The organism is Modestobacter lapidis, assembly GCF_054780755.1.
Genome location: NZ_BAAGVS010000002.1, coordinates 354,360 through 369,534, shown reverse-complemented (window position 1 = coordinate 369,534; position 15,175 = coordinate 354,360). Strand labels below are relative to the sequence as shown.

Sequence of the window (15,175 nt, the reverse complement as noted above, 5' to 3'; positions counted from 1 at the left end):
CGCGCCCCTGGAGGGCGACCGGGCGAAGATGGGATGGCCATGGGCCAGCTGGACGGCAGGGTCGCACCCGGGCGCCCTCGCGGACGAACAGCCGGGCGATGGCGAGGCCGATGCCGCTCTCGCCGCCGGTGATCACCCGCGGTGACGTCGCCGACGTCACCGCCGAGGACGCCGTCCGGACCGCGATCGCGGCGGGGCACGAGACCTTCGGCCGGCACACCACTCCCGACGAGATCGCAGCGGCCGCGCTCTACCTGGCTTCGGACGCCAGCGCGATGGTCACCGCCACGACGTTCGCCATCGACGGCGGCCTCAGCGCCTGACCGCGCGCAGCACGCGCCGCACCCCGACGTACGCCGCCCCCATCCCGGCGACCCACGGCCCGGCCACGATCACCGGGTCCAGGAGGTGATGGCCGACATCGGCCCGCTTGCGGCCGATCCGTGAGCTGAGGCCCGCGTGGGTGAGCTCGCTGCGCACGCCGGTCTGGGTCACCGGGTTGTCCGGCCGCAGCGTGGCGAACGAGCGCAGGTGGCTCTCCCAGGCGTCGACCCGGTCGGCGGCCACCAGCAGCAGCCAGTGCGCAGCCCGGCCCTCGCCGAACCGCCGGTAGGAGTACCTCCGGATCACCCCGGACAACCCCGCGGGCGGGCAGGAGGTGCCGAACACCGGAGTGAGCACCGCGTGCTCGATCGAGCGCTCCCGGGGCCACTTCTCCGGCTGCCGCTCCGGGAAGTCCCAGCGCGCCCCGGTCTCCAGCGACTGCAGCCGCGGCACGGCGGGCCGGTCGGCCGGGTCCAGGTCGGCTCCCCAGCCGGGGATCCGTGCCCGCAACTGCTCGGCGGTCTCCCGCTGCGGACGGGGACCCGGGGTGTACGCGGCCGGGATACCGGTCTCGGGGGCTGTGCCGGTCATGGTCGTTCCCCTCTCAGGCCGCGCTCGGGACGACGAGCGGCTTGATGCAGCCGTCCAGCTTGGCGGAAAAGATGTGGTAACCCTCCGCGATGTGCTCCAGCGGGATGCGGTGGGTGATCATCTCCCGCGGCTTCAGGTGCCCGTTACGGACATGCTCGAACAGCCGGGGCCACTGCCGTTTCACCGGGCACTGGTTCATCCGCAGGGTGAGCCCCTTGTTCATCGCGTCGCCGAACTTCACCGCACTGAAGATCGGTCCGTAGGCGCCCATCACCGAGACCGTGCCGCCCTTGCGCACGCCGTCGATGGCCCAGTTCAGCGCGACGGGCGAGCCGCCCTGCAGCGTGAGCTTGGCGGAGGTGACGTGCTGGAGGAGGTTGCCGTCGGCCTCCGCGCCCACGCAGTCGATGGCGACGTCCGCGCCGAGGTGGTCGGTGATCCGCTTCAAGTGCACGACGATGTCGTCGTACTCGGAGAAGTTGTAGGTCTCGGCGTGCGCGAAGGTACGGGCCATCTCCAGCCGGTAGTCGACGTGGTCGATGACGATCACCCGGCCGGCGCCCATGAGCCACGACGACTGCGCGGCGACGAGGCCGACCGGACCGGCGCCGAAGACCACGACCGTGTCGCCCTCGACGATGTCGCCGAGCTGCGCGCCGAAGTAGCCGGTGGCGACCGCGTCGGTGAGCAGCACGGCGTCCTCGTCGTGCATCCAGTCGGGGATCTTCGTCGGGCCGACGTCGGCGAACGGCACCCGGACGTACTCCGCCTGGCCACCGTCGTAGCCGCCGCAGGTGTGCGAGTAGCCGTAGATCCCGCCCACGGCGGTGGCGTTGGGGTTGACGTTGTGGCAGTTCGAGTAGAGCCCGCGGGCGCAGAACCAGCAGGACCCGCAGTAGACGTTGAACGGCACCATCACCCGGTCGCCCACCTGCAGGTTCTGCACCGAAGGGCCGACCTGGTCCACGACCCCGATGAACTCGTGGCCGAAGGTCGTGCCGACCCGGGTGTCGGGCATGAGCCCGTGGTAGAGGTGCAGGTCCGATCCGCAGATCGCCGCGGTGGTGACCCGCACGATCGCGTCGTTGGGGTGCTCGATCGGCGGGACGTCCTTCTCCTCGACCCGGATCTTGTAGGGACCGCGGTACACCATCGCGCGCATGCGACCTCCGGTGGAGCAGCTGTGCCGACGGCCACCGGGGCTGGATGGGCGCCCCCCTGAGCCTCCAGCACCGGCCAGCGCGCGGCCAGCCGAGACCGCGGCCGGGTCGGGACGCGGCGCCCTCCGGTCAGGGGACGGCGGCCACCGGTTCCACCGTTCCGACCGGGACCACCGACGTGTGCAGCGTTCCGCGTTCGACGACCAGCATCTGGCCGTTGCTGACCGTCGACCACCCGGCACTGTCGGTCCACCCGGTGGAGGCGACGACGACGGTGTCGCCGGTGCGGCGGTGGAGCAGCGGGTAGTAGTCGCGGTCCGCCCCACGTTCCGCGTCGTAGCAGCACACGGCCAGCAGCGCGTCGGGGGTCAGGAGCAGGCAGTTCAGGCTGTGGACCTCGGCGCCACCGGCGAGCACGCCGGCCACGGTGGCGGCCAGCGCCTCGGCCGGCGACGCGCCCTCGGCCAGCCGGGAGAGGAGCGCCAGGAAGTACCGCTCGCTGTCGGTGTCACCCCGCCGGCGCGCCGCCACGTCGGGAACGATCAGGTCGTCGAGCGCGGCCGGCGGCGCGATGGACCCGTTGTGCGCGAATGCGATACGCCCGTCGGTGAACGGGTGGGTGTTGCCCGGCCCGACCGACAGCCCGAGGGTGGCCCACCGGAGGTGGGTGAGGGCGGCCTCGGCCGGCCGGCCACCGGCGAGCTCAGCGAGCTCGACGCTGGTCAGCGCCGACTCCGGCGACTTCCGCACCTCCAGCTCGCCCACCCCGGTGCTCCAGGCGTGACCCCAGCCGTCCCCGTGGACCGCAGCCAGCCCGAGGAATGCCGCACGCTCGCTGCCCAGGACGTCGTCCAGGGTCCGCGGGATCGTGGACACCGTTCCCAGCAGGCGGCACATCGGTGGGTCTCCTCGATCAGCGCGGCGGGGCCTCTCCCCGGGGTCGTGCCCGGCAGCTACCCCGATGACGCCCGTTCCACCGCCACCGAATCCAGCATGGATCACCGGTGTCCCAGGGGGCTATCGGGGTAGGGCAGGGCGGACCGACGACCTGCGACCGAACCCGGAGGATCCCCACCGTGGAGACCCGAGCAACGCACCGTTCCGCGCTGCGCCGTTGGCTGCTGCCCACCGCCTGCTGCAGCGCCCTGCTGTTGGCCGGGTGCAGCTCGGACGCCCCCATCGAGACACCGCAAGCGGAGGTGCCCGGCGGTGCGATCGGGCCGGACGCCCCTGTCAGCGAGGACGTGAAGCTGCTGCAGGTGCAGCTGGAGTACCCGCTGGACGGCGCCTACGAGGTGGGTGAGGACGCCAGCCTGTTCCTGGGCATCGCCAACACCGGCCGGGAGGCCGACACGCTGATCGACGTGAGCGGTCCCGATTTCGCCGGCGCGGAGAGCTCGCCGCCGGGGGGTGCGGCGGCTGCCACCGATGGTGTCTCCATCGAGGTGGCCGCCGAGGACAACGTCTACGTGGGAGCGGAGGGCGCGCCGTCGCTGACGCTGCTGGGCCTGGAGCGCGAGCTGCTGTCCTCCGAGTCGATCCCAGTGACCTTCACGTTCGAGCGGGCCGGCGAGGTGACGATCGACGCGATGGTCGCAGCGGAGGGACAGACGCCGGTCCCGACCTTCGACTTCCCGAACCCCGATGAGGACCCGACCGACGACAGCACGGAATGAGCCTGCGCCCCTCCGCCATCGCGGCCTGGTTCCGGGGCTCGCTGTGGCCGCTCCCCGTGGTGGGGATCCTGATCGCCATCGGCCTCGGCGTCGGGCTCCCCGCCCTGGACGAGCTGCTCGAGCAACCCGGTGGTGAGCACCCGCTGACCTTCGTGTTCGGGGGTGGTCCGGCGGCAGCCCGCGACGTGCTCGCCGCCATCGCCGGCTCACTGATCTCGGTGACCGGGCTGACGTTCTCGTTCACCGTCGTGGCCCTGCAGCTGAGCAGCAGCCAGCACTCCCCCCGGTTGCTGCAGACCTTCGTCACCGACCGGGTCATCCAGCTGACCCTCGCCCAGCTGGTCGCGACGTTCGTCTACGCCCTCACCGTGCTGCGCACGGTGCGGACCGAGTCGGCGACGGGCGGCGAGACGGCTTTCGTGCCCCGCCTGTCGGTCACGGTGGCCTTCCTGCTCACGCTGATCAGCGTCGTCGCGCTGGTGCTGTTCCTCGGCCATCTGGCCCGCTCGCTGCGGGTGGAGACGATGTACCGCGACGTCCACGAGGAGGCCGGCCACACCTTCGCCCGGGAGCTTCCCGAGCCGGGCGCGGACGCCGCGCCCGCGGTGGAGCTCCCACCGGGGACACCGGCCCACCTTCTCGCGCGGTCCAGCGGCTTCGTCACCGAGGTGTCCCCCCACCGGATCGTCGCCGCCGCGGCGGCGGCCGACGTCGTCGTGCTGCTCGCCCCGCGGATCGGTGACTCGGTCGTGGCGGCCACCCCGATCGCGCACGTGTGGCCCCGCGGCCGGGGCGCCGCGCCCGGCCTGGACGACCTCGAGGAGGCCGTCGGCCGGTGCGTCCAGCTGAAGTTCGAACGGTCTCCGTCCCGGGACATCGCCTACAGCCTGCGCAAGGTCGTCGACATCGTCATCCGCGCGCTGTCCCCCAGCACCAACGACCCGACGACGGCGGTGCATGGGCTGTCGCACGTCTCCTCGCTCCTGGGCGACCTGGTGACGCGGCCGTTGGCGCCGCTCCGCTGGTGCGATGACGACGGTGTCCTGCGGTTGGTCGTCCCGCAGTGGGAGGTGCACGACCTGCTCCGGCTGGGCCTCGAGGAACCGGTCCACTTCGCCTCGGGGCAGCCTGCCGCGCTCCGCCGGATCGCGGCGCTGCTGCGCGAACTGGCCTGGCGCGCACCCCGCGGACGGATCGACGCCGAGCTGCTCGCCCAGCTGGACCGGGTGGTCGAGCTGGCGCAGGAGTCCACCTCGGTGGAGCCCAGCGAGACCGGGCAGTGGCGGCAGCAGGTCACCGACGCGATGGCCGGCCGGTGGGAGCCGGTCGTCCACGGGCGGCTGAGCAGCACCGCCGCGCGGATCGGGGCCGGCCCCCCCGGTGGCCGCGAGCCGTGAGCCGGGTCGGTCAGCCGCAGCGGCCCCGGGGCCGCGCGTCACCCGGGTCGTGGCCCGCGGCCCCCGCCGCCCTCAGCTGGCCAGCACCTGCGGCGAGGCCTCCTTGAGCTTGGCGTTGGCGAACCGGAGGATCCGCAGAGTTTGCGGGTGGCACCGTTCGCTGAGCGCCAGCAGTTCCCGGTCCTTGGCGGCCTGGGCGCCCTGGGCGAGCAGCTCCCAGTCCAGCGAGATGCCCGCGGCCTGCCGGTGCAGGTGTCGCAGGTCGGCGAGCAGCAGGAGCCCGGGTTCCGGGCGCCGTCCCATCAGCTCCGAGCTCTTCTGACGCAGGCTCGCCACGAAGCCCGGGTCGTCCTTGGCCTCCGGGTCCAGGTCCAGGCCGTAGTCCCGCCCGACCCGGGCAAGCTCGGCGACGTGCTCCCGCGACCACTTGGCGATGTCCCGGGTCACGTAGAAGACCTCGTGGTCGGTCTTGTGCCGGTCCGACATCGCCAGCAGCGTGCTGGTCAGGTCGTTCTCCGAGCGGTGCAGTTCCTCGATCGCCATGCCCAGCTTCATCGCCGACCTCCTGCAGTGAGGGCTTCCCCGGCCTCGGCGGCGGCCCCGCCCCGGGTCTGTGGGGGGGTACCGGCCACCGGCGCCGAACCGGTCGTCGTGGGCGCGGCCGAGGACCTGCCCTTGGCCTTCTCGATCCGGCGCACCGCGGCCGCTGCGGTCTTGAAGAGCGGTTGCTTGGACACCGGGTCCCAGTCGGTGATCGTCAGCTCGTTCGCCGCCCGGCCCTCCTTCTTGCCCGGCCCGTGGCCGCCAGGGGTGTCCCAGTAGCCGTAGTGGAACGGCAGGAAGGCCACCCCCGGCCGGATCCCGCTGATCCGCAGCCGGGCCTCCACCCGCCCACGCGGCGTGGTGATCTCCAGCAGGTCGCCCTCGGTGAACTTCCGGTCGGCAGCGTCGCCGGCCGACAGCTCGATCCAGACCTCCGGTGCCGCAGCCTGCAGCTGCGGCGCCCGGGCGGTCTTGGTCCGGGTGTGGAAGTGGTAGAGGGTGCGCCCGGTGATCAGCTGGAACGGGAAGTCCTGGCTCGGGATCTCGTGCGGGGCCAGGTACTCGGCTGCCTTGAGCACCGCCTTGCCCGACGGGTTCAAGGTCTTGTACTCGGTCTCCGAGAGCGGAGCACCGGTGACCATGTCCCGGCCGAAGCTCTCGCAGTAGCTGGGGTCGGCCCAGAACTTCCCGTCGGCGTAGATGCGCTCGGTGCCGTCGGGATTCTCCTCGTTGCACGGCCACTGGATCCCGCTCCCGCCGCGCAGCTTGGCGTAGCTCATGCCGGTGTAGTCGCAGGGCCGGCCCCGGCTGCACTCCTTCCAGCCCTCGAAGGCGCCCTCGGCGTCCGACCACTTCACCAGCGGCTGGCCGTCCTTGTCCTCGAGCCCGAGCCGGCGGGCGTAGTCGATGAAGATGTCCAGGTCGGGCCTGGCCTCGCCCGGGGGCTCCACCGCCTTGTCCGACAGGTGCACGGTGCGGTCCACGTTGGTGAACGTGCCGGTCTTCTCCCCCCAGGTGGCCGCGGGCAGGACCACGTCGGCCAACTGGGCGGTCTCGGACAGGAAGATGTCCTGCACCACCAGGAAGAGCCGGTCCTGGCTGAGGATCTCCCGGATCCGGGCCAGTTCGGGCAGCGACACCGCCGGGTTGGTGGCCTGCACCCACATGAAGCGGATCGACCCCTGCTCGGCGTACCGCATCATCTGCATGAGGTGCGTCGGGCTCGAGTAGTGTGGGATCTGCATCGGGTCGACGTTCCAGACCTTCGCGAGGTCCTCGATGTGCTCGTCGTTGTCCCAGTTGCGGAAGGCCGGCAGGTCGCCGTCGCCGCCGCACTCGCGGGTGTTCTCCGCCGTCGGCTGGCCGTTCATCTGCAGCACGCCGCAGCCGGGCCTGCCCAGCATGCCGCGGATGATGTTGACATTGTTCACCTGCACGGCTGCCGCGCTCGCCTGGTGGGACTGGTAGAAGCCCTGCAGCACGGTGGAGAGCAGCCGCTCGGCGTGGCCGATGATGCGCGCCGCCTCGCGGATCTGCTCGGCCGGCACGTCGCAGACCTCCGCCGCGACCTCCGGCGGGTAGTCGGCCACCCGCTTCTCCAGCTCCGCGAAGCCCACCGCGTGCGCCGAGACGTAGTCGTCGTCCACCCAGCCGTTGGCGATGATCTCGTGCAGCAGCGCGTTCATCAGCATCACGTTGGTGCCCGGCCGGGGCGCCAGGTGGATGGTGGCCTCGCGCGCGACCGGCGTCATCCGCGGGTCGACGCAGATCACCTTCGGCGGGTTCGGGCCGGCCAGCCGGTCCAGGACGCGGGTCCACAACACCGTCTGGGTCTCGGCCATGTTGTGCCCGTACAGCGCGATCACGTCGGCGTGGTCGATGTCGGTGTAGGAGCCCGGCTGACCGTCGCAGGCGAAGGATTCCTTGAGCGCCGCCGCGGCCGTGGCCGTGCACAGCCGGGTGTTGCCGTCGACGTGGTTGGTGCCGATGCCGCCGTGCGCGATGAGCCCGAGGGTGTAGTACTCCTCGAGGAACAGCTGCCCGGTGGTGTAGAAGCTGATGGCGCTCGGGCCCTGCTCGTCGAGCAGCTCCTTCGTCCGGTTCACCACGGCGTCCATCGCGGTGTCCCAGTCGGTCTCGACCAGCTTGCCCTTCCGCCGGATCAGCGGGCGGGTCAACCGGTCAGGTGAGTTGTTGGCCTGCCAGCCGAAGAGGTCTTTCGGGCCCAGCCGGCCGTGGTTGACGCGGTCGACCTCGCGGCCACGGACCCCGACGATCTTCTCGTCCTTGACGGCGATGTCCAGCCCGTCGCCGTTGGAGTGCAGGATCGTCGCCGACTGCACCCAGCGGTCGACGTCGGCCTCCGTCAGCCCGTCGGCCAGGTACGAGTCCACCCGGGTCGGCCAGGTCTCCCCTGGCCCGTACGGGGTGCGGGAGCCCCACGGCTCCGCGATCCGGTCCAGCTTCATCGGTACGCCTCCTCGGTTGGCACGTTGCTGCGCGCCATACCCGGTTCCGGGCCCCGGAACGTGCCTTCGCGGCCTGACATCCGATCGTCATGTGCAGCGCCAGGTGCCGATGGCGACACCGGGCGCATGACGACTGGGTGACGGAGGTCGGGTCCGCGTGGTCTCCGGGTGGGGACCGGCACGTCGGCGCTCCGAGGAGGGCAGCCCGCCCGCCCGCGCCGTGGTGACGAGGAGATGACCATGACCGTTGCAGCCCCGATGCTCGAGTCCTATCCGAAGGACCTCGGCGGGATCGACCGGCAGAAGCTGGTCGCCTGCATCGAGGCCTGCGTCGAGTGCGCCCAGGCCTGCACCGCCTGCGCGGACGCGTGCCTCAGCGAGGACATGGTCGCCGAGCTGCGGACGTGCATCCGGAGCAACACCGACTGCGCCGACATCTGCGACACGACCGGCCGGGTGCTGTCCCGGCACACCGGCTACGACGCGAACCTGACCAGGGCCGTGCTCGAGGCCTGCGCCACGGCGTGCAAGGCCTGCGGCGACGAGTGCGCGAGCCACGCGGAGATGCACGGGCACTGCCGGGTCTGCGCCGAGGCGTGCCGGCGGTGCGAGCAGGCCTGCCGCGACCTGATCAGCTCGCTGGGCTGACGGCGGTCGGCCTCGGGGTGGTCGTGCGCCGGTCAGCTTCCCGGCCACGACCACCCGGCGTCGGTGACCACCCGTGCCAGCCGGGCGCGCCGCCCGGCGTCCGCCGACGCCTGCCGCCCCCACTCCCCCTGGTCGGCCAGCGGAATACCGGCCCGCAGCAGCGGCCCCGTGTCGGGCAGCGGCGGCACCGGATCCGTCCGCGGGGTCGCCGACGCCGCATGCGCGGCCTGGGCGTAGCTGCCCAGCACCCGCTGCACCGGGTCGACGGTGGCGGGGTCCGGCCTCGCCGACGGGGCCACCGCGGCCCGGAGCAGCAGCACCGCGTCGTCCAGCCGGGCCAGCGCCACCGGGGCGGAGTCGTCGGGGTGCCGGCTGCGGAAGTAGTGCAGCACCGGGTAGGCGAGATGCTGTTCGGCCACCGCGGACAGCTGCGCGGTGAGGGTCACCAGGTGCTGCACGAAGGCGGAGCTGACCGCGTCCCCCGCCCAGCCCCGGACCACGATGTCGCCGGCCGTGTCCCCCAGGGCCTGCACGTAGGTGGCCAGGCTGCGCCGGCTCACGACGGCCGAGACGACCGAGAGCAGGTAGGTGATGGCCAGCGTCACCAGGAAGAGCCCGCTGAAGCTCGCGACCGACGTGAGGATGCGCCAGAGCGCCGTGTCGGCGGTGAAGTCACCGACCCCCAGCGTGGAGACGGTGAAACCGGCGTAGTAGACGACGTCGGCCACCGACGCCGCGGCCCCCGTCTGGGCGTCGCTGATCGCCCCGCCGCTGAGGAAGAGCAGCGTCCAGCCGGCCCAGAACAGGGTCACCCACACCAGGACGGTGACGACCAGGATGCCGCCGCCCGCGTTCGCGAGCACCCGGGAGGAGCTGTCCCGGGCGTGCGCCCGGAGCAGCACCCGCCACAGCCCGTCCCCCAGCCGCCGGGTGAGCGGCCCGGCACCGCCGGTGAGGGTGAGCGTGGTGGTCCAGAGGTCGACGAGCACCACCGCGATGAGCACCACCCCGAGGGCGGCGAGCGCTGCACCGGTCACCGGTCAGCGCCGGGCGGAGTCGACACCGGCGAGGGCCGAGCGATCCCCGAGCTGCTCGCGGGCGATGACGCTCAGCGTGCCGTCGCTCTCCAGGACGACGGCGCCGACCGCGGCGAGGTCGCCGGACCCGGAGGCGCGGACCGCCTGGCGGACCTCGTCGAGGTTGACGCGCTGTTCCTCCAGCGCGTCCGGCAGCACGTGCCCGTCCTCCAGCAGGAGGGTCGGCCGGGCGGTCACGACGTCCCGGGCCGCGCTGCGGCGCACCGTCACCCAGGCGACCGACCACTGGAGGAGCGCCAGCAGGGTCAGGGCCAGCGCCCCCTCGGACCAGGAGACGTCGGAGTTGAGCAGGATGGTGGCCAGCGTCGAGCCGAGCGCGACGGTGACCACCAGGTCGAAGGCGTTGAGCTTGGCTAGCGTCCGTTTGCCGGACAGCCGCAGGACGACGACCACCGTCAGGTAGGCCGCCGTCCCGACGGCCGCCACGCGCGCCAGGTCGGACCATGAGTCGAACCACATGCCGTGGCCCCTACCCGGTCAGCAGCGCGCGGACCATTCGTGCCCGCACGCGCGGCACAGCAGCCGGGCCCACCAGCCGCGGTCCTCCTCCTCCGGCGTCACGTCGTCGACGTCCCGCGAGGAGCACCCCGGGCAGGGGACCAGGAGGCTCAGGCCGCTCACCACCGGGCGCTCCCGGTCCGGATCCCGGCATCCTCCGGGGCGTCCACCAGCACCAGTTCGCGGCCGTCCTCGGTCACCGCTGCCTGCAGGTTGCGGAGAGCGCGCAGGCCGGCGTCGTCGACGGCCTGCACACCCCCCAGATCGAGGGTGACCCGGTCGTGCCCGCGTCCCTGGAGCACCAGCACGGCGCCGCGGAGCAGGTCCGCGCCCTGCTCGGTCAGGTGCCCACCGGCCCGGATGGCGCCGGTGTGCTGGTCGACGACCTCGGTGAAGCCGGTCCCCCGCCGGTCCGCGGGGATCTCACTGCGCACGGGCACGTCAGGCCGCCAGCCACTCGGCGGTGCGGGGCTGTACCTGCAGCACGTGGGTCAGCCCGGTCCGCCGCAGCATGTCCTGGGTGCGCCGGTCGGCGCCGCGCAGCACCAGCGCCCCGCCGCGCGCCCGGCAGATCCGGTGCGCCCACAGGAAGCTGGCCAGGGCGGGGCTCGCCAGGTGCGACACCTGGCTCAGGTCCACCACGACCCGCCGGGCACCGCTGAGCAGGGCGTCGTGCAGCAGCCACCGGGCGTCGGCCAGGCCGTCGGCCACCAGCGCCTCGCTCAGATCCACGACCCGCTCGTCACCCGAGGCGTACGCGTCGTCCCTGGTCCTGCTGTCCGGTCGCACGCTGATCACGCGGTCCTCCTCCGGCCGGCGGGGCGGTCGCCCTCCGGTACGCCTCCAGGTTCGGTTGCGGACGTTGCGGTTCCCCTGACCGTTCCGTTGCGATCGTGTGACGGGCCACCGACGGGCCGGTTGCCGGTTGCTCGAGGCCCGGCCGATGGCAGCATGGGGCGGGTGGCCCCCCGTCTCCTGATCGTCGAAGACGACGACCACATCCGTACCGCGCTGCGCTGGGCCCTGGAGGACGAGGGCTACCAGGTCGCCGAGGCCGTGGACGGGGAGGACGCCTGCCGGCAGGTGGCGGCGTCGGTCCCGGACCTGATGGTCGTCGACCTCATGCTGGGCGCGATGGACGGCTTCGCGGTGGTCCGCGAGGTGCGTCGCGACCACGACCTGCCGATCATCGTGGTCAGCGCGCGGGCCGACACGCACGACATCGTCGCCGCTCTCGAGGCCGGCGCCGACGACTACGTGACCAAGCCGTTCCAGGTCAAGGAGATCACCGCGCGGCTGCGCGCGCTGCGCCGTCGGGCCGGTTCGTCCGGGGGCGGCAGCGAGACCGGTGGGGATGCCGGGAGCGCGCTGCCGGAGGTGGTCCTCGACTCCCATCCGGCGGCGCCGCTGGTCCTGCGGGCCGAGCGCGGCACGGTGCACCGGGGCGAGGAGCAGATCCACCTGACGCTCACCGAGTTCCGCCTGTTGTGCGAGCTCGCCGCCTCCCCGGGCCGCGTGCTGAGCCGGGCGGAACTGCTGCGCCGGGTGTGGGAGCACGGCTTCTTCGGCGACGAGCGGATCGTCGACGTCCACGTCCGCCGGCTGCGCACCAAGGTCGAGCTCGACGCGGGCGATCCCCGGCTGGTGGTCACGGTGCGCGGCCTGGGGTACCGGCTGGACCCGCAGTGACCTGGCGGCTGCGGCCGCGGGGGCTGCGGGCCCGCATCGTCGTCGGTTTCGCGGCCGGCACGCTGCTGGTGTCGGCCGTGCTGGTGGCCACCACGTTCCTGCTCGCGCGCAACTACCTGCTCGACCAGCGGGAGTCCTCCGCCACCCGGCAGGCCTTCACCGACGCCAACCTGCTCCGCAGCCGGCTGTCCACCGCCGGCGTGGAGATCGGCGACGTGCTGGCCGACCTGTTCCCGGCGGGGGGCTCGGCCGTGGTGGTCCGCAACGGGGAGGCCTGGTACTCCTCGAGCCTGGACGTCGGGGCCCGGGACGTTCCCGGGGCGTTGCAGGAGCTGGTGGCCGGCGGAGCAGCGGGAACGGTCCGCATCGAGTCGGCCACGGGCCCGCGGCTGGTCGTCGGAGTGGCCGTCCCGGCCGCCGGCATCGAGTTCTTCGAGGTGGCGCCGCTCACCGAGCTGCAGCTCTCGCTGCGCACCCTCGCCGCGGTGCTGGGGGCCGGTGCGCTGGCGGCGACGGCTGCCGGGGCCGCGTTCGGGACGTGGGCCAGCCGGCGCGCCGTCCACCCGCTGGAGCAGGTGGCCGGCGCGGCCACCTCGATCGCCGGCGGCGAGCTGACCACCCGGCTGCCCAGCACCGACGACCCTGACCTGGTCGCCATCGTCGGCAGCTTCAACAGCATGGTTGACGCCCTGGCGGCCCGGATCGACCGGGATGCCCGCTTCGTCGGCGACGTCAGCCACGAGCTGCGCAGCCCGCTCACCACGCTGACCACCAGCGTGGAGGTGATGGGGGCGCGCCGGGAGGAGCTGTCCCCGCGGGGCCGGGAGGCGCTCACGTTGATCGAGGCCGAGCTGCGCCGGTTCCGCCGGACCCTCGACGACCTGCTGGAGCTGGCCCGGCTGGATGCCGACGCCACGGCCGAGCCCCTGCCCCCGGTCAGCCTCGGCCAGGTGGTGCGCGAGGTGCTGGCCCACACCGGCCGCCCGGCGGACCTGCTCACCACCGACGGGGACGCGCCCACCACCGTCCGGGCCGACAAGAGCACCCTGGAGCGGGCCGTGGTCAACCTGCTGGACAACGCCGACCGCCACGCCGGGGGGGCTCGCCGGGTGATGGTGCAGCAGCGCGACGGTGCCGTCGTGCTGCACGTCGACGACGCCGGACCCGGAGTGGCTCCCGCGGACCGGGAACGGGTGTTCGAGCGGTTCGCCCGCGGTGCCCGGACGGCCCGGGGTTCGCTGCCCGGGGCCGGGCTGGGGCTGGCGATCGTGGCGGAGACCGCGGCACGGCACGGTGGCGCGGCCTGGTGCTCGGCCAGCCCGGACGGCGGCGCCCGGTTCAGCCTGGCCCTCCCGGGGGTGCGGCCGTGAGCCGGCGAGGGCTGGCGGCCGCGCTGCTCGCCCTGCCGCTGCTGTGCTCCTGCGGGGTGCCCACCGGCGGCCCCCCGGAGATCATCGCCCCCTCCGACGTGCCCTACGGCCTGGCGTCGCCCGGGGCCACCGGCCCGGCGGTGCCCTCGCCGGCGCCGGAGGTCGGCGAGCCGCGGATCTACCTGGTCGGGGAGGACGACGTGCTGGTCCCCCGCGGCCGGCAGCCACCGCAGGGAACGCTGCGGGAGCAGGTGGCCGAGTTGCTGGGCGACCTGGCGGACGGGCCGACGCCCGGTGAGCGCAACGACCAGATCTCCACCACGCTGCCGCCGGAGGTGCAGCTGACCGTCACGGACGTCTCCGGCGACACCGTCACCGTCGATGTGGCCGGCAGCGCCGACTCCTCGACGATCCGGGAGAGCCGGCCGGCGGTGGCGCAGATCGTGCTCACCGCGACCAGCCTGGCCGGGGTGGCCGGCGTGCTGCTGACCCGGGACGGTGAGCCGGTGGAGGCACCGCTCCCCTCGGGGCAGCTGACGTCGCGGCCGTTGACCGCGGCGGACTATGCCGAGTTCCTCACCCCTCCGCCGCCCTGACCACCGGCGCAGGTCCGCCCGCCCGATGGTCCCGGCGCCGGGCGGACCGGCCATGATCCCTGCCATGACTGGAGATGACCGGCCGGTCCGGTTCGGCCTGGTGGGCTACGGCTTCGGTGGGCGCTGGTTCCACGCGCCGCTGCTGGCCGCGGCGGCGGAGTGCGACTTCCTCGGGGTGGTGACCACGTCGGCGGAGCGCCGGGCCCTGGTGACCGCCGACCATCCGGCCGCGCAGCTGTTCGACTCGCTGGAGGACCTCGTGGCCGCCGGCGCCGAGGCGGTTGCGATCTCCACCCCGGCCGACACGCACAGCCTGCTCACCGACCAGGCCCTGCGGCTCGGGCTGGCGGTGGTGTGCGACAAGCCGTTCGCGCTCGACGCCGCCGCCGCGCGGTCGTCCGCCGAGCTCGCCGCCGAGCGGAGCCTGGTACTGGTGCCCTACCAGAACCGGCGGTGGGACTCCGACTTCCGAACCGTCCGGCAGCTCGTCGCGGACGGGGTGCTCGGCACGCCGACCCGGTTCGAGTCGCGCTTCGAGCGGATGGCGCCGGACCCGGGCCCGCCGGCCTCGGGTGGCGGCACCCTGCTCGACTTCTGCAGCCACCTGGTCGACCAGGCGCTGGTCCTGCTCGGGCCGGTGGTCCGCGTGCACGCCGAGTGGCGGCTGCGGAGCAGCGGTCTGGACGACGACGTGTTCCTCGCCCTCACCCACGCCGACGGAACGCCCTCGCACCTGTCGGGCAGCTGGAGCCAGGGCGCTCCCGGGCCGCGGTTCCGGGTCACCGGCACCACCGGCAGCTACGTCGTCGGCGGCGACGGCCGCATCGACGGGCAGGAGGACGCGCTGCTGGCCGGGCACACCCCGGCCACCCTCGGCGACCGGTGGGGCGCCGAGCCCGAGGAGCACTGGGGCCGGGTGCACCGGGGCGACGCCGGCACGGTGGTACCGACCGTGCCGGGAGCCTGGAGCACCCTCTACCCGGCCGTCGCGGCGGCGGTGCGGGGCCGCGGGCCGGTACCGGTCGACCCGCAGGACGCCGTCGCCACCGCCACCGTGCTGGACGCCGCCCGGCGCAGCGCCACGGAAGGGCGCACGGTGTCCCTGCCGGCCTGACCGT

The 15,175-nt window shown here is 73.4% G+C and carries 17 protein-coding genes; 8 read left to right on the top strand and 9 right to left on the bottom strand.

Features of this window, described 5'->3' with window-relative positions; translation table 11 throughout:
• Positions 1-110 precede the first annotated feature (110 nt).
• Positions 111-323 carry an SDR family oxidoreductase gene (locus ACYVG5_RS04400; RefSeq protein ID WP_222046938.1) on the top strand — a complete coding sequence of 71 codons (213 nt, stop codon included), beginning with the start codon at positions 111-113 and terminating at the stop codon, positions 321-323.
• Here ACYVG5_RS04400 and ACYVG5_RS04395 read toward each other — a convergent pair.
• The 3 genes from ACYVG5_RS04395 to ACYVG5_RS04385 all read right to left on the bottom strand — a co-directional run bounded on the left by ACYVG5_RS04395 (position 313) and on the right by ACYVG5_RS04385 (position 2,972).
• On the bottom strand, positions 313-915 hold the full coding sequence (locus tag ACYVG5_RS04395) for a hypothetical protein (RefSeq protein WP_246629836.1): 603 nt from the start codon (positions 913-915) through the stop codon (positions 313-315). The two genes, ACYVG5_RS04400 and ACYVG5_RS04395, sit on opposite strands and share 11 nt — an antisense overlap.
• A gap of 13 nt (positions 916-928) precedes the next feature.
• A complete protein-coding gene (locus tag ACYVG5_RS04390; RefSeq protein WP_222046936.1) occupies positions 929-2,077 on the bottom strand; it encodes a zinc-dependent alcohol dehydrogenase in 1,149 nt (382 codons plus the stop codon).
• Between the two features lie 127 nt (positions 2,078-2,204).
• On the bottom strand, positions 2,205-2,972 hold the full coding sequence (locus tag ACYVG5_RS04385) for a class II glutamine amidotransferase (RefSeq protein ID WP_222046934.1): 768 nt from the start codon (positions 2,970-2,972) through the stop codon (positions 2,205-2,207).
• Positions 2,973-3,151: 179 nt separating this feature from the next.
• Here ACYVG5_RS04385 and ACYVG5_RS04380 point away from each other — a divergent pair, with 179 nt between their 5' ends.
• Positions 3,152-3,751, top strand: coding sequence for a copper chaperone PCu(A)C (locus ACYVG5_RS04380; RefSeq protein ID WP_222046932.1), 600 nt, complete (start codon positions 3,152-3,154; stop codon positions 3,749-3,751).
• On the top strand, positions 3,748-5,148 hold the full coding sequence (locus ACYVG5_RS04375) for a DUF2254 domain-containing protein (protein WP_222046930.1): 1,401 nt from the start codon (positions 3,748-3,750) through the stop codon (positions 5,146-5,148). The genes ACYVG5_RS04380 and ACYVG5_RS04375 overlap by 4 nt, the downstream gene beginning before the upstream one ends.
• Positions 5,149-5,220: 72 nt before the next feature.
• Here the strand turns inward: ACYVG5_RS04375 and ACYVG5_RS04370 are convergent, their stop codons facing one another.
• Both ACYVG5_RS04370 and ACYVG5_RS04365 read right to left on the bottom strand, forming a co-directional pair.
• Positions 5,221-5,703 (bottom strand): hypothetical protein, encoded by a 483-nt coding sequence (locus ACYVG5_RS04370; RefSeq protein ID WP_222046928.1) that lies wholly within the window; start codon positions 5,701-5,703, stop codon positions 5,221-5,223.
• The gene (locus ACYVG5_RS04365; RefSeq protein WP_246629835.1) at positions 5,700-8,159 is read right to left on the bottom strand and encodes a molybdopterin oxidoreductase family protein; all 2,460 of its coding nucleotides are present in this window, start codon (positions 8,157-8,159) and stop codon (positions 5,700-5,702) included. Before ACYVG5_RS04365 ends, ACYVG5_RS04370 begins: the two co-directional genes overlap by 4 nt.
• A 240-nt stretch (positions 8,160-8,399) precedes the next feature.
• On the opposite strand from ACYVG5_RS04365, the gene ACYVG5_RS04360 reads away from it, so the two are divergent.
• Entirely contained in the window at positions 8,400-8,807 is a 408-nt protein-coding gene (locus tag ACYVG5_RS04360) for a four-helix bundle copper-binding protein (RefSeq protein WP_222046926.1), read from the top strand.
• 32 nt (positions 8,808-8,839) lie between these two features.
• On the opposite strand, the gene ACYVG5_RS04355 is transcribed toward ACYVG5_RS04360, so the two are convergent.
• From ACYVG5_RS04355 to ACYVG5_RS04340, 4 genes are all read right to left on the bottom strand, one after another.
• Positions 8,840-9,844: a potassium channel family protein gene (locus ACYVG5_RS04355; protein ID WP_222046924.1), complete on the bottom strand. Its 1,005-nt coding sequence runs from the start codon at positions 9,842-9,844 to the stop codon at positions 8,840-8,842.
• A 3-nt stretch (positions 9,845-9,847) separates the two neighbouring features.
• Positions 9,848-10,363, bottom strand: coding sequence for a DUF421 domain-containing protein (locus ACYVG5_RS04350; RefSeq protein ID WP_222046922.1), 516 nt, complete (start codon positions 10,361-10,363; stop codon positions 9,848-9,850).
• Between the two features lie 158 nt (positions 10,364-10,521).
• Positions 10,522-10,842 (bottom strand): STAS domain-containing protein, encoded by a 321-nt coding sequence (locus tag ACYVG5_RS04345; protein ID WP_222046918.1) that lies wholly within the window; start codon positions 10,840-10,842, stop codon positions 10,522-10,524.
• A gap of 1 nt (position 10,843) precedes the next feature.
• Positions 10,844-11,200, bottom strand: coding sequence for an STAS domain-containing protein (locus tag ACYVG5_RS04340; RefSeq protein ID WP_460682983.1), 357 nt, complete (start codon positions 11,198-11,200; stop codon positions 10,844-10,846).
• Positions 11,201-11,353: 153 nt separating this feature from the next.
• On the opposite strand from ACYVG5_RS04340, the gene ACYVG5_RS04335 reads away from it, so the two are divergent.
• From ACYVG5_RS04335 to ACYVG5_RS04320, 4 genes are all read left to right on the top strand, one after another.
• The gene (locus ACYVG5_RS04335) at positions 11,354-12,091 is read left to right on the top strand and encodes a response regulator (protein WP_222046916.1); all 738 of its coding nucleotides are present in this window, start codon (positions 11,354-11,356) and stop codon (positions 12,089-12,091) included.
• Positions 12,088-13,461 (top strand): sensor histidine kinase, encoded by a 1,374-nt coding sequence (locus ACYVG5_RS04330; RefSeq protein WP_222046915.1) that lies wholly within the window; start codon positions 12,088-12,090, stop codon positions 13,459-13,461. The genes ACYVG5_RS04335 and ACYVG5_RS04330 overlap by 4 nt, the downstream gene beginning before the upstream one ends.
• The gene (locus ACYVG5_RS04325; protein WP_222046914.1) at positions 13,458-14,057 is read left to right on the top strand and encodes a GerMN domain-containing protein; all 600 of its coding nucleotides are present in this window, start codon (positions 13,458-13,460) and stop codon (positions 14,055-14,057) included. Before ACYVG5_RS04330 ends, ACYVG5_RS04325 begins: the two co-directional genes overlap by 4 nt.
• Before the next feature lie 64 nt (positions 14,058-14,121).
• On the top strand, positions 14,122-15,171 hold the full coding sequence (locus ACYVG5_RS04320) for a Gfo/Idh/MocA family protein (RefSeq protein ID WP_246629834.1): 1,050 nt from the start codon (positions 14,122-14,124) through the stop codon (positions 15,169-15,171).
• The last annotated feature ends 4 nt before the right edge of the window (positions 15,172-15,175 follow it).